Source organism: Alsobacter sp. SYSU BS001988 (assembly GCF_054796215.1).
The window spans coordinates 355462-369254 of the sequence record NZ_JBTAMK010000004.1; the positions used below are offsets into that span (position 1 = coordinate 355462).

Below are 13793 nucleotides of genomic sequence, written 5' to 3' on the forward strand. Positions count from 1 at the left end.
GGACACGCCGGGCGGGATCATGCGAATCCAGTTCTCTTGCGGGGCCATACCGTCTAAACACCGTCGTCAGAACTGCGGCATGCTCAGACGGCCGCGAGAGTGATTCGCGACGGCGCGAGCGCGCAGCGGCTTCGGCGGAACCATGGCTCAGGACGGAACGAGGAAGGTCTACGTCAAATCCTACGGCTGCCAGATGAACGTTTACGACGCCCAGCGCATGGCGGACGTTCTGGCCCCGGAAGGCTACGCCGAGACGGCCGATATGGCCGACGCCGACGTCGTGGTTCTCAACACCTGCCACATCCGTGAGAAAGCCGCCGAGAAGGTTTACTCGGAGCTGGGACGCGTGCGCGAGGTGCGCCGCGACCGCGCCCTGGACGGCCGCGAGACCCAGATCGTCGTCGCCGGCTGCGTCGCCCAGGCCGAGGGCGGCGAGATCCTGCGTCGCGCCAAGGGCGTCGACCTCGTCGTCGGCCCGCAGAGCTACCATCGCCTTCCCGGCCTGCTGGAGCAGGCCCGCCGCAGCCCGGGCGTCGTCGACACCGAGTTCCCGGCCGCCGCCAAGTTCGACCATCTCCCCGGCGCCAGCCGCGAGAAGACCCGCGCCCGCGGCGTCTCGGCCTTCCTCACCGTGCAGGAAGGCTGCGACAAGTTCTGCACCTTCTGCGTCGTGCCCTATACGCGCGGCGCGGAGGCGTCCCGCCCGGTGGACGCCATCCTGCGGGAGGCCGAGCGCCTCGCCGCCGCCGGGGTGCGCGAGGTCACGCTGCTGGGCCAGAACGTCAACGCCTATCACGGCCAGGGGCCGGACGGCGCGGCCTGGACGCTGGGCGCGCTCATGCGCCGGCTGGCCGAGGTCCCCGGCCTGGAGCGGCTGCGCTACACCACCAGCCATCCCCGCGACATGGACGCCGAGCTGATCGCCGCCCACCGCGACCTGCCGGCCGTGATGCCCTATCTGCACCTGCCCGTGCAGTCCGGCTCGGACGCCATCCTGGCCGCCATGAACCGCCGTCACACCCGCGACGACTATCTGCGCCTGGTCGACCAGGTCAGGGCCGCCCGGCCCGACATCGCGCTGTCGTCGGACTTCATCGTCGGCTTCCCGGGCGAGACCGACGCCGATTTCCGCGACACCATGGACCTGATCGAGCGGGTCGGCTTCGCGGCCGCCTATTCGTTCAAATACAGCCCCCGCCCCGGCACCCCGGCCGCCGACATGGCCGCGCAGGTGGCGGAGCCGGCGATGACCGAGCGCCTGCACGCGCTGCAGGCGCTGCTCGACCGCCAGCTGCGGGCCTTCAACGCCGCCACGATCGGCCGCACCGTCGACGTCCTGGTGGAGCGGCCCGGCCGCCATCCGGGGCAGCTCGTCGGCAAGTCGCCCTATCTGCAGGCCGTGGCCTTCGAGGGCCGCGGCGCGGCGGCCGGCGACATCATCCCCGTGACCGTCGTCGGCACGGGCTCCTACAGCCTGCTCGGCGAGCGGGCCGACATCGAACCGGAGCGGGCGACCGCTTAAGGGAGGGGCTTCGTTGAGATCAGCCGAGGGCGTCAACCGTTTCACCCGCCAGCCGCCGCGCGGCGGCATCGCCGAGGCCGCCGAGATCAAGCTGACATTCGAGGACAATCGCCTCGCGAGCCTCGTCTTCGGCCAGTACGACCAGAACCTCGCGCATCTGGAGCGCCGCCTCGGCGTCGTGGCCAACGCCAACGGCAACAACGTCGTCCTCAAGGGCGCGCCCGAGAACACCGAGCAGGCGCGCCGGGTGCTGGAGCGCCTTTACGAGCGCGTGCGGTCGGGCGACGCGCTGACGCCGGGCGACGTCGACGGCGTGATCCAGGAGACCGCCATGCAGGGCATGCTGTTCCCGGTCGCCGAGACGGGGGCGGCGGCCTCCTTCGAGGAGATCGGCACCCGCAAGCGCCGGGTCCGCGCCCGCAACGCCGCGCAGCATTCCTATCTGCGCCTCCTCAAGAACCACGAGCTGGTCTTCGCCGAAGGCCCCGCCGGCACCGGCAAGACCTGGCTGGCCGTCGGCCACGCCGTGCAGCTGCTCGAGCAGGGCGTCGTCGAGCGGCTGGTGCTGTCGCGCCCGGCGGTCGAGGCCGGCGAGCGGCTCGGCTTCCTGCCGGGCGACATGAAGGAGAAGGTCGACCCCTATCTGCGCCCCATCTACGACGCGCTGTACGACTTCATGGAGTCGCGCCACGTCGAGCGCGGCATGCAGACCGGCATGATCGAGATCGCCCCGCTGGCCTTCATGCGCGGCCGCACGCTGACCAACGCCATCGTGCTGCTCGACGAGGCGCAGAACACCACCACGATGCAGATGAAGATGTTCCTCACCCGCCTGGGCGAGGGCTCGCGCATGATCGTCACCGGCGATCCGACCCAGATCGACCTGCCGCCCGGCCAGAAGTCGGGCCTGGTGGAGGCGGTCCGCATCCTCGACGGCGTCGAGGGCATCGGCCGCGTCACCTTCAAGGAGGGCGACGTCGTGCGTCACGACCTCGTGCGCCGCATCGTCGGGGCCTACGAATCCGACGCGCGCGGCCCCGCCGACAGCGCCAGGCCGTGAGCGCGCCGGCGCAGGATCCGGTCGCGCTCGACGTCGCCGAGGAGAGCCCTCTGTGGCGCGCGCTGCCCGACGCCGAGGCCCTGGCGGGGCGCGCCGTCGCGGCCGCGGCCCGGCTCGGCGGCGTCCGGCTCGTCCCCGGCGCGGAGGTCAGCCTGCTGCTGACCGACGACGCCCATATGCGCGAGATCAACCGGGAGTGGCGCGAGAAGGACAAGCCGACCAACGTCCTGTCCTTCCCGGCCGTGCAGCCCGACAAGGTGAGCGCGTCGCCCTTCCTGGGCGACATCGCGGTGGCGTACGAGACCCTTGCCCGCGAGGCGCTGGACGACCATACGACGGTGGCCGACCACTTCCTGCATCTCGTCGTCCACGGCTTCCTGCACCTGCTCGGTTACGACCACATCGAAACGGACGACGCGGAGCGGATGGAGCGGCTCGAGGTGGAGATCCTCGCGACGCTCGGCGTTCAGGATCCCTACGCGGACCGCCCCCTTGACGAGGAGACGCCATCCGGCAGGATGGCATGATCGCCATGACCTCCGACGATTCCCATTCCGGCGCCGCGGGCGGATCGCCCAGGCCGTCCGGCTCTTCCGAATCCCGCGAAGCGCCGGGCGAAAGTTTCATAGACCGCTTCCTGGCGCGGCTGGGGATCCGTCACGCCCAGTCTGTCCGCGACGACCTGGAGGAGGCGCTGGCCGAATCCGGGGCCGAGTTCTCGCCCCAGGAACGGGCGATGCTCAAGAACGTGCTCGGCCTGCGCACCCATCGGGTCGACGACGTCATGGTGCCGCGCGCCGACATCGTCGCGGTGGCGATCGAGACCACGCTGGGCGACCTCCTGCGGGTCTTCCGCACCGCTGGCCACTCGCGCCTGCCGGTCTACGCCGAGACCCTCGACGACCCGCGCGGCATGGTCCACATCCGCGACTTCATCGACTACATGGCGATGCGCGCCGAGACCGCGCGTCCGCCCGGCCGCCGGCGGTCGCTGCCGGCCGGCGCGCCCGACCTCGGCAAGGTCGACCTCGCCATCCCGCTCTCGGCCGCCAAGATCCTGCGCCCGGTGCTGTTCGTGCCGCCGTCCATGCCGGCCATGGACCTTCTGGTGAAGATGCAGGCGTCGCGCACCCACATGGCGCTGGTCATCGACGAGTATGGCGGCACCGACGGGCTGGTCTCCATCGAGGACCTCGTCGAGATCATCGTCGGCGACATCGAGGACGAGCACGACCTCGAGGACGCCCCGATGATCACCCGCGCGCCGGACGGGGCCTATCTGGCGGACGCCCGCACCAGCCTCGAGGAGGCCTCGGCCGAGCTCGGGGCCGATCTGGTCCATGGCGAACTGGCCGAGGACGTCGACACGCTGGGCGGCCTCATCGCCGCCCTGGTGGGGCGCGTTCCGGTGCGCGGCGAGGTGATCCAGCACCCGTCCGGGGTCGAGTTCGAGATTCTCGACGCCGATCCGCGGCGGATCAAGCGCCTGCGCATCCACGCCAATCCGCTCGAACCCCGCCTGAACGGGCCGCAGCCGCCCCTCGCCTTGCCGGCGCCGCCCCCGACCGAGGCGGCCGGCGACGACGCCAAGGCGGCTCCGGCGGCCTCGGCCGCCCAGGCGGCCCCGGCGGCCCCGGCCGCCCAGAACCCACCCAAGCCTTTCGAAGCCAAGTCAGGCTGATCGGACGCGATGAAGAACCTCGCCCATCGGATCATCCTCGTCTGGGGATGGCGCAGGCTGCTGCTGGCCTTCCTGGCCGGCGCGGTCGGCGCGCTCGCGATGCCGCCCTTCGGCGCGCTGCCCGCGCTGGCGGTCTCGTTCACGATCGCCACCTGGGTACTGGACGGCTCGGCCGCGGATGTCGGCCGGCTCTCCCGCGCCACGCTGGGCCACGCGGCCTTGGCGGGCTGGTTCTTCGGCTTCGGCTATTTCGTGGCGGGCCTCTGGTGGCTCGGATCCGCCTTCCTGGTCGAGGCGGACCAGTTCGCCTGGCTGATGCCGCTGGGCGTCGTCGGCCTGCCGGCGGTGCTCGCTCTCTACACGGCCCTCGCCTTCGCCATCGCGCGCGTGCTGTGGACGCCCGGGCCGATGCGCATCGTGGCGCTCGCGGTGGCGGTGACGGCGGCCGAATGGCTGCGCGCCATCCTGTTCACGGGCTTTCCCTGGAACGAGTTCGGCATGGCGCTGGGCTCCCACCTCGTGCTGGCGCAGTTCGCCTCGGTGGCGGGCCTGCACGGGCTGACCTTCCTGACGGTGCTGATCTGCGCCTCGCCGGCGATGTTCGGCTCGGCCATGCGCCCGGCCGAGCGCTGGACCGCGCCCATGCTGGCGGCCGCCGCGCTCGCGCTGCTGGCGGCCTTCGGCCTCGTTCGGCTGCAGACGGGACGCCCCGGCATGCAGGAGGGCGTGCGGCTGCGCATCGTCCAGCCGAACATCCCGCAGGACGACAAGTTCAGGCCCGAAAACCGCGACGCCATCATGGCGCGCTACCTGTCGATGAGCGACCGGGCCACCTCGCCCGAGAACAGCGGCGTCGGCGGCGTGACCCATCTGTTCTGGCCCGAATCGTCCTTTCCCTTCGTGCTCGCGCGCGACCCGACGGCGCTGGCCCAGATCGCGCAGCTCCTGCCCAAGGGCGCGGTGCTCATCACCGGGGCGGTGCGGTCGGCCGAGCCGCTGCCCGGCGAACGCGGCCGTCGCTACTTCAACGCCGTCCAGGTCGTGGGCGACGACGGCGCCATCCTCGACAGCTCGGACAAAGCCCATCTGGTGCCGTTCGGCGAGTATCTGCCCTTCAACGACGCGCTCACCGCGCTCGGGCTGCGACAATTCGTCGTAGCTCCGGGCGGGTTCGAGGCCGGCGCGCGGCGCAAGATGCTGAAGGCGCCCGGCCTGCCGCCGGCGGCCCCTCTGATCTGCTACGAGGCCATCTTTCCCGGCCAGGCCCGTCCCGAGCAGGGCGAGCCCGGCCTGATGATCAACCTCACCAACGACGCCTGGTTCGGCCTCACGCCCGGCCCGCACCAGCATTTCGCGCAGGCGAGGCTCCGCTCCATCGAGGAAGGCCTGCCCATGGTGCGGGCGGCGAATGACGGGATCTCGGCCGTCATCGATCCCTATGGTCGCGTGCTCGGCTCGCTGCCGCTCGGCGTCGACGGCGTGCTCGACTCCCGGTTGCCGAAGCCGATCGAGGCCACCGTCTTCAGTCGCGCCGGGGACTGGCCGACCGCCCTGATGCTCGGCCTGGGATTTCTGATAATCGGATTGACCATAAGGCAGAACGCAGTTTGACAATTATCAGCAAGTTGCACTACGGTCGACTCAACCGTGGGTCGCTTTGCCGGGTTGCACTTCATTCCTGATGTTGCGTCCCAAGCAGTCCGGAGACGAACGCGGTGCGGCGACTGGGGGCAGCGCCGCGGGACAGTGATCCGGAGGACTCGATGCTCAAGAAGGCTCCTAACCCGATCGACAAGCATGTCGGCAGCCGTGTGCGCATGCGGCGCGTCCTTGTGGGCATGAGCCAGGAGCGCCTGGGCGAGGCGCTCGGTCTGACCTTTCAGCAGGTGCAGAAATACGAAAAGGGCACCAATCGGATCGGCGCGAGCCGCCTGCAGCAGATCTCGAAGATCCTCGGCATGCCCGTCGAGTTCTTCTTCGAGGGATCGCCGCAGCCGGACAACGAGCCCTCCGGCTTCCGCGACGTCGCGGACACGACCTATGTGGCCGACTTCCTCGCCACGAACGAGGGCGTCCAGCTGAACCGCGCCTTCCTGCGGATCAAGGATCCGAAGATCCGCCGCCGCATCGTCGACCTCGTGTCGTCGCTCGCCGGCGTCGAGGAAGAGCGCATCCTCGCCGAGCCGGACGCCGTGCTGGCCGAGGCGGCCGAACCGGTGGTTCCGGCTCTCGTCGCCGAGTGAGCCGGAGCGCCGCGCCCCATGGCGCGGCGGTCCTGCCGTCCCGGGCGCCCCGAAGGCCCCAGGCGCTCGAGAACGCGCCCCTCCGCCGTCATCCCCGGCCGGAGCGGCGCAGCCGCGGAGGGGAAGGGGATCCAGAGAGGGCTCCGAAGCAGGCGCCGCCCCGCCCGGCCTCTCTGGATCCCCTTCCCGCGCCCTCCGGCGCGCCGGGGATGACGGGGCGGGGGCTTCGATGAGCTTCAGCGTCAAGCCGCGGCGGCGATCCTCATGGCGTTCGGAGTAACGAACGCATCCGGCATTTCAGCTTGACCGGAAGAACGCTCCCTGTCAGGAAATTCGCCATCAGGGTGGCGATGTCTGGCCACCGCCGGACATGCGAGGATCCAGTGGCGCGTTCGAGCTATCTGTTCACCAGCGAATCCGTGTCGGAAGGCCACCCGGACAAGGTGTGCGACCGCATCTCCGACGAGATCGTGGACGCCTTCTACCGCGTCGGGCCGGAGCAGGGCTGGGATCCGAAGGACATCCGGGTCGCGTGCGAGACGCTCGCCACCACCAACCGCCTCGTGATCGCGGGCGAGACCCGCGGCCCCGCGACCCTGACGCGCGACTATCTCAGCCACGTCGCCCGGCTGGCCGTGCGCGACATCGGCTATGAGCAGGCCGGCTTCCATTGGGAGACGGCCCAGATCGAGGTGCTCCTCCACGCCCAGTCGGCCGACATCGCCCAGGGCGTCGACAGCTCCGGCAACAAGGACGAGGGCGCCGGCGACCAGGGCATCATGTTCGGCTACGCCTGCCGCGAGACGCCCGAGCTGATGCCGGCGCCGATCTACTATGCCCACAAGATCCTCGCCCGCATGTCGCAGGCCCGCCGCTCCGGCGAGAGCTCCGTGCTCGGCCCGGACGCCAAGAGCCAGGTCACGGTGCGCTACGACGGCGGCAAGCCCGTCGGCGTGGCCGAGATCGTCATCTCCACTCAGCATCTCGACGAGAGCCTGTCGTCGCACGACGTGCGCGCCATCGTGGAGCCCTACGCCCGCGAGGCCCTGCCGGACGGCTGGATCGGCAAGGACACGGTCTGGCACGTCAACCCCACCGGCAAGTTCGTCATCGGCGGCCCGGACGGCGACTGCGGCCTCACCGGCCGCAAGATCATCGTCGACACCTATGGCGGCGCGGCCCCGCATGGCGGCGGCGCGTTCTCCGGCAAGGACCCGACCAAGGTGGACCGCTCCGCCGCCTATGCGGCCCGCTATCTGGCCAAGAACGTGGTGGCCGCCGGCCTGGCGGACCGCTGCACCCTGCAGCTCTCCTACGCGATCGGGGTGGCGCGGCCTCTCTCGATCTATGTCGACCTGCATGGAACCGGCCACATCGACGAGGGCCGCCTCGAGGCGGAGCTGATGGACATGGTCGACCTGACGCCGCGCGGCATCCGCGAGCATCTCGCGCTCAACCGGCCCATCTACGCCCGCACCTCCTCCTACGGCCATTTCGGCCGCGCCCCTGACGGAGACGGCGGCTTCAGCTGGGAGCGGACGGACCTCTCCGACCGCCTGCGCAGCCTGGCCTGAGGCGGAACCGATGACCGGCGCCGCAGGCGAGGGCGGCGCGTTTTTCGGCCGCCGCAAGGGTAAGAAGCTGCGGGCCGGACAGGCCGGCCTGTTCGAAACCCTGCTGCCCGCCCTGCGGGTGGACCCCGCCCGGGACCTGGCGGAGCCGCCCGGCCTGTTCGGCCGCCCGGTCCGGGAGGTCTGGCTCGAGATCGGCTTCGGGGGCGGCGAGCACCTGCTCGCCCGCGCCCGCCAGAACCCCGATGTGGGCTTCATCGGCTGCGAGCCCTTCGTCAACGGCATGGCCAAGCTTCTCGCCGCCATCGACGCCGAGAAGCTCGACAATGTCCGCCTCTACGACGCCGACGCGTCGGACGTCGTCGAAGCCCTGCCGGCGGGCTCGGTCACGCGCGTGATCCTGCTCTACCCCGATCCCTGGCCCAAGCGGCGCCATCACAAGCGGCGCTTCGTCTCGGACGCCATGCTGGCGAAGCTCGCCCGCATCCTGCGGCCGGGCGGGAGCTTCTGGTTCGCCAGCGACATCGACCATTATGTCGGGTGGACGCTGGCGCGCGTCCTGCGCTCGCCGGACTTCGTCTGGGAGGCGGCCGGCGCGGCCGACTGGCGCGAGCCGTTCCCGGGCTGGCCCGGCACCCGCTACGAGGCCAAGGCGCTGCGCGAGGGCCGGCCCCCCTCCTATCTGCGCATCCGGCGCCGCTGACCGGCTACTGGATGGTGCGGCCCGCCGTCATCGGCTCGCGGGCGTGCAGGAAGCGGATCACCCGCTTGGCCGTCTCGGGATTGAGACGGTCGAAGCTGTCCTGCAGCCGCTCCGCGTCATAGGGCCGGTGCGCCGAAGCGAGCCGGAACCGCTGCAGCGCGTGGGCGGTGTCCCACGAGAAGCCGATCGCCTTGCAGACGATGAGCAGCAGGTCCTCGTCGGGATCCACGAAGACCCGGTCGGCGATGCTGCGGGGCAGGCGCGCCAGCAGCGCCAGGGCGGCCAGCGCCTGCGCCCGGCGGCCCTCGCGGGCGTAGCTGGCGACGTCCTGCTCGGCGAGGTCGCCGCGCTGGAAGCGCAGCGTCACCTCCTCGATGTCGCGCGCCTCGATGCGCCGCGCCTGCGCGCCCTGGTCGACGAGGCGCGTCGCGCCGCGTTCGACGGCCGCCTCCACCAGCCGGGCCATGCGGGCGTCGGCCAGCGACGCCAGCCGCACCCGCACCACGTCCCCGGCCATCCGGATCAACGCCTGCAGATGTCCCGGCGGGAGATCCTCGCGCTCGCCCAGGGCGAGCTGCAGGTCGCCGTCGCGCTGCGCCAGCTCCATCATGCGGCCGAAGCCGGTGGTCGAGATCCTGGCCGTGGCGTTGCGCGACACGACCTGCGCCACGCCGGCGTCGCCGCGTTCGACGAGCACGTCCGTCACGCTCTCGGGGAGATCGCGGCGCTCGCCGATGGCCATCAGGTGGTCGCGGCCGAGCGTAAGCGCGATCGAGATCAGGTCCGCGTCCGAGAGCCGCGGCGAGCGCTCCAGGATGGGGCGCGCCACCTCGATCTCGTCCTGGGCCAGGAGGCGGACGGTGTCCGGAGGGGCGTTGGGCAGGTCGGCGAGGCGCTCGGCCAGTTCGGCCCGGGCGTAGGTCTCGATCCGCTGGGCCAGCTGGCCGATCACCTGGTCGAAGATTTCGACCTGCTCGTCATGCAGCATGCCGGCCTGTTTCAGGAACAGGTCGGTCACGCTGCGCAGCGTCTGCAGGCGCCGTTCGGGGCCGCCGCTGGTCAGCGTCGCGGCGATGTCGCTGGGGAGTTGTGTCGCCATCGTCGTGCTCCTTGTCAGAGCAACTTAGGCGAGAACCGTATGGCGAACCTCAACCGGTTCGCTCAAATGCGATCGGTCGTCGGTCGGGTCAGTCCGGCGCCACGCGCTGGCGCGCCGCCACGAAGCGCATCACGCGCTGCGCCGTGGGCACCGAGAGGCTCTCATAGCTGGCGAAGGCGCTCTTCAGCAGGGCCTGCGGGGCGTCCCGGCCGGCCTTCACGAGCAGCAGCGCCTTGAAGGTGGGCCAGCTGAAGCGCACGCCGCGCACGATGAAGAGCAGCGGGTCGAAATGCGGCGCGCCGAACGCGTTCGCCACCATCTCGGCCGGCATCTTGGCCGCATGGGCGAGGCCCACGAGCGCGGCCGCGAGCTTGTCGGTCTTCACGTAGCGGACGATCGCCTCCTCGGTCAGGCCGCCGCGGAGCTCCAGGGCGGTCACCTCCGGCTCGGCGGCCATCAGGTCGGCCAGCAGCACGACGGGCCCGGTTCCGGCCATGACGGCGTCAGCGCCGGCGTCGAGGGCCGCGTTGACGAGGTCGGCCCGGCCCGCCATCGAGCCCATGATCTCGGCGCGGGCGCGCTCCTTGGCGGCCGCGATCAGGGCCGAGGCGTGGTGCGCCGGCACGTCCCCGCGCCCATGCAGGATGTCCTGCAGCTCGGCGTCCTCGGCGGCGCGCTCGACCAGCCGGGTGAAGCCGGTCTCGGAGAAGCGGGCGGTCTCGTTGGTGGCCACTTTGCGGACCACCTGCTCGTCGCCGCGGGTCACGATCACGTCGGTTACGGCCGTGGGCAGGTCGCGGCGGCCCGAGATGGCCAGAAGGTGCTGCTGCCCGCGCTGCTCGGCGATGCTGACCAGGTCGGCTTCGTCGATCCGCGTCGAGCGCTCCAGCACCGGCCCGGCCACGGCCACGTTCTCGTCGAAGGCGAGGTCGCGCACCGTCTTGAGCGGCGCGTTGGAGACGTCCGCGAGGCGTTCCGCCAGGTCGACGCGGGCCCGGAATTCGATCTCATGCGCCAGCCGGACGATGACCTCGTCGAAAACGGCCACATGCTCGTCGTTCAGCTGGGGCGATTGCTCGATGAACAGCGTCGTGATGCGCCGCAGGGTGTCCACCCGGCGGGCGTCTTCCCCGCTGGCGATGGCGTCCTCGACCTCGGACACGACGGATTTCAATGGCTGCATCACAGGATCCTGCACGAATGACGCGAGGATGCCGGATGAACCTCACCAAAACGTAAGCGCGGCCCGGTTTCGGCTTGAAAAATGCTAAAATGGAAGTTGGGGTCCGCGTCCGGACGACCCCCTTCGCCAAGTTCCGGCGCGCGAGGTCCTTGCATCTTAGGGCCGGATGCGTATAGTGCGCGGCATCCAGAACATCTCATCTCGGTCGTTGTGATCGAAATGTGAGAGTGGGTCCCGCCGGACCCGCTCTTTTTGGCTTAGGACTGCGCGACGTGAGGTCGCCGGACCGGTTGCGAGGACCTCTTTGGCTGAGATCGACGAACCCAGGATGATCACCGAGCACGGCGTCGCCGCCCGCGTGGGCGCGATCGTCGAGCCCGTGCTGCGCGATCTCGGCTTCCGGCTGGTCCGGGTCCGCATCTCGGGCCAGAACGGCTGCACGGTCCAGATCATGGCCGAGCGGCCGGACGGCTCCTTCACGGTCGACGACTGCGAGGCCGTGAGCCGCGCCGTGTCGCCGGCCCTCGACGTGGACGATCCGGTGGACCGCGCCTATCACCTCGAGATCTCGTCGCCCGGCATCGACCGGCCGCTGGTGCGCGCCACCGACTTCGATCGGTGGGCCGGGCATCTGGTCAAGGTCGAGATGGCGGTCCCGATCGCCGGCCGCAAGCGTTTCAAGGGCGTCGTGGTCGGCTCGGACGAGGGCTTCGCCCTGGTCGACCGGGACGATTCCAAGCCCGACGAGGAGCGCCGCGTGCGCCTGCCCCTGGCCGACATCGGCGAGGCCAACCTCGTCCTCACCGACGAGCTCGTGCGCGAGTCCCTGCGCCGCGGCAAGGCCGCCCTGCGCGGCGAGGCCGTGGACGAGGAGGGCGACGAGCCCGAGGACGAGGACGCGGCCGAGGCGGCCCCGGCCCGGCCGGCCGCTCCGGCCCATCGGGCCAAGGGCCCGGCCAAGACCATGTCGTCCAAGGCCATCGCCAAGGCCAAGGCCGCAAACAAGAAGGGCGCCGGCCGCAAGCCGCGTCCGGAGAGCCCGCCCGGCGCCGGCGAGCCGTCCCGCACCCCCATGACAAAGACAGCGACCGCGTCCCGCCAGGGCCGGACGGAGAAGGAGTGACATCATGGCCGTCAGCGCCAACAGGCTCGAGCTTCTGCAGATCGCCGACGCGGTGGCCCGCGAGAAGGTCATCGACCGCCAGATCGTCCTCGCCGCCATGGAGGACGCCATCGCCAAGGCGGCCCGCTCGCGCTACGGCACCGAGACCGAGGTCCACGCCGACATCAACGCCAAGACGGGCGAGCTGCGCCTGTCGCGCTACCTGCACGTGGTGGACCAGGTCGACAACCCGGCCGTCGAGATCGCCCTGCAGGACGCCCAGCGCTTCAACCCGGCCGCCCAGGTCGGCGACACCATCGCCGACACGCTGCCGCCCTTCGACTTCGGCCGCATCGCCGCCCAGTCGGCCAAGCAGGTCATCGTCCAGAAGGTGCGCGAGGCCGAGCGCGACCGCCAGTACGAAGAGTTCAAGGACCGCATCGGCGAGATCGTCAACGGCGTCGTGAAGCGCGCCGAATACGGCAACGTCATCGTCGACCTCGGCCGCGGCGAGGGCATCGTGCGCCGCGACGAGCTGGTGCCCCGCGAGGTGTTCCGCCCCGGCGACCGCATCCGCGCCTATGTGTACGACGTGCGCCGCGAGCAGCGCGGCCCGCAGATCTTCCTGTCGCGCACGCATCCGCAGTTCATGGCCAAGCTCTTCGCCCAGGAGGTGCCGGAGATCTATGACGGCATCATCGAGGTGAAGGCGGTGGCCCGCGACCCGGGCTCGCGCGCCAAGATCGCCGTGATCTCGCGCGACAGCTCCATTGATCCCGTCGGCGCCTGCGTGGGCATGCGCGGCTCGCGCGTGCAGGCCGTCGTCGGCGAGCTGCAGGGCGAGAAGATCGACATCATCCCGTGGTCGCCGGACGTGGCGACCTTCATCGTCAACGCGCTCCAGCCGGCCGAAGTCGCGAAAGTCGTGCTCGACGAGGACGCCGAGCGTATTGAAGTCGTGGTCCCGGATGACCAATTATCCCTTGCGATCGGACGGCGGGGACAGAATGTGCGCCTCGCCTCGCAGCTGACCGGCTGGGACATCGACATCCTGACCGAGGCCGAGGAGTCCGAGCGCCGCCAGAAGGAATTCCAGAGCCGCACCACCATCTTCATGGATGCGCTGGACGTGGACGAGGTGGTGGGCCAGCTGCTCGCCTCCGAGGGATTCCGGTCGGTTGAGGAGCTCGCCTATGTGGACCCGGCCGAGCTGGCCTCCATCGAGGGCTTCGACGACGACACGGCCGAGGAGATCCAGAACCGCGCCCGCGAATATCTGGGCCGCATCGAGGCCGAGCTGGACGCGCGCCGCCTGGAGCTGGGCGTCGCCGACGAGCTCAAGGAGGTCGAGGGCGTCACTACGGCGATGCTCGTCAAGCTCGGCGAGAACGACGTGAAGACGGTCGAGGATCTGGCGGGCTGCGCCACGGACGACCTGGTGGGCTGGACCGAGCGCAAGGGCGGCGAGACCACCCGGCACGCCGGCTTCCTGGACGGCATGGAGATCTCCCGCGAGGAGGCCGAGGCCATCATCATGGCCGCGCGCGTCAAGGCGGGCTGGATCGAGGCTCCCGCCCCGGCGGAGGCCGAGACCGGCGAGCACGAAGAGGCGGCGGAGGCCTGAGCCTC

At 70.7% G+C, this 13793-nt stretch carries 12 protein-coding genes; 10 read left to right on the top strand and 2 right to left on the bottom strand.

Annotated features, from left to right (window positions below; all coding sequences use genetic code 11):
• Positions 1–142: 142 nt before the first annotated feature.
• The 8 genes from miaB (at position 143) to trmB (ending at position 8780) form a co-directional block, all read left to right on the top strand.
• Complete coding sequence (miaB, locus tag ACYVO7_RS11295; protein ID WP_460449917.1) at positions 143–1522, top strand: tRNA (N6-isopentenyl adenosine(37)-C2)-methylthiotransferase MiaB; 1380 nt, start codon at positions 143–145, stop codon at positions 1520–1522.
• 13 nt (positions 1523–1535) lie between these two features.
• A complete protein-coding gene (locus ACYVO7_RS11300) occupies positions 1536–2582 on the top strand; it encodes a PhoH family protein (RefSeq protein ID WP_406855656.1) in 1047 nt (348 codons plus the stop codon).
• On the top strand, positions 2579–3109 hold the full coding sequence (ybeY, locus tag ACYVO7_RS11305; protein ID WP_460449918.1) for an rRNA maturation RNase YbeY: 531 nt from the start codon (positions 2579–2581) through the stop codon (positions 3107–3109). The genes ACYVO7_RS11300 and ybeY overlap by 4 nt, the downstream gene beginning before the upstream one ends.
• Positions 3110–3114: 5 nt before the next feature.
• On the top strand, positions 3115–4263 hold the full coding sequence (locus ACYVO7_RS11310; RefSeq protein WP_460449919.1) for a hemolysin family protein: 1149 nt from the start codon (positions 3115–3117) through the stop codon (positions 4261–4263).
• A 9-nt stretch (positions 4264–4272) separates the two neighbouring features.
• Entirely contained in the window at positions 4273–5874 is a 1602-nt protein-coding gene (gene lnt / locus ACYVO7_RS11315; RefSeq protein ID WP_460449920.1) for an apolipoprotein N-acyltransferase, read from the top strand.
• 152 nt (positions 5875–6026) lie between these two features.
• Positions 6027–6506 (top strand): helix-turn-helix domain-containing protein, encoded by a 480-nt coding sequence (locus tag ACYVO7_RS11320; protein WP_460449921.1) that lies wholly within the window; start codon positions 6027–6029, stop codon positions 6504–6506.
• A 383-nt stretch (positions 6507–6889) separates the two neighbouring features.
• Positions 6890–8080: a methionine adenosyltransferase gene (gene metK / locus ACYVO7_RS11325; RefSeq protein WP_460449922.1), complete on the top strand. Its 1191-nt coding sequence runs from the start codon at positions 6890–6892 to the stop codon at positions 8078–8080.
• Between the two features lie 10 nt (positions 8081–8090).
• Positions 8091–8780 carry a tRNA (guanine(46)-N(7))-methyltransferase TrmB gene (trmB, locus tag ACYVO7_RS11330; protein ID WP_460449923.1) on the top strand — a complete coding sequence of 230 codons (690 nt, stop codon included), beginning with the start codon at positions 8091–8093 and terminating at the stop codon, positions 8778–8780.
• A gap of 4 nt (positions 8781–8784) precedes the next feature.
• Here trmB and ACYVO7_RS11335 read toward each other — a convergent pair whose 3' ends face one another.
• Together ACYVO7_RS11335 and ACYVO7_RS11340 are read right to left on the bottom strand one after the other, a co-directional pair.
• Positions 8785–9879, bottom strand: coding sequence for a DUF2336 domain-containing protein (locus tag ACYVO7_RS11335; RefSeq protein WP_460449924.1), 1095 nt, complete (start codon positions 9877–9879; stop codon positions 8785–8787).
• Between the two features lie 88 nt (positions 9880–9967).
• A complete protein-coding gene (locus ACYVO7_RS11340) occupies positions 9968–11062 on the bottom strand; it encodes a DUF2336 domain-containing protein (RefSeq protein WP_460449925.1) in 1095 nt (364 codons plus the stop codon).
• A gap of 328 nt (positions 11063–11390) precedes the next feature.
• Between ACYVO7_RS11340 and rimP the strand changes: the two genes are divergently transcribed.
• Positions 11391–12185, top strand: a complete 795-nt coding sequence (rimP, locus tag ACYVO7_RS11345) for a ribosome maturation factor RimP (protein WP_460449976.1) — start codon at positions 11391–11393, stop codon at positions 12183–12185.
• A gap of 4 nt (positions 12186–12189) precedes the next feature.
• Positions 12190–13788, top strand: a complete 1599-nt coding sequence (gene nusA / locus ACYVO7_RS11350; protein ID WP_460449926.1) for a transcription termination factor NusA — start codon at positions 12190–12192, stop codon at positions 13786–13788.
• Positions 13789–13793: the final 5 nt, after the last annotated feature.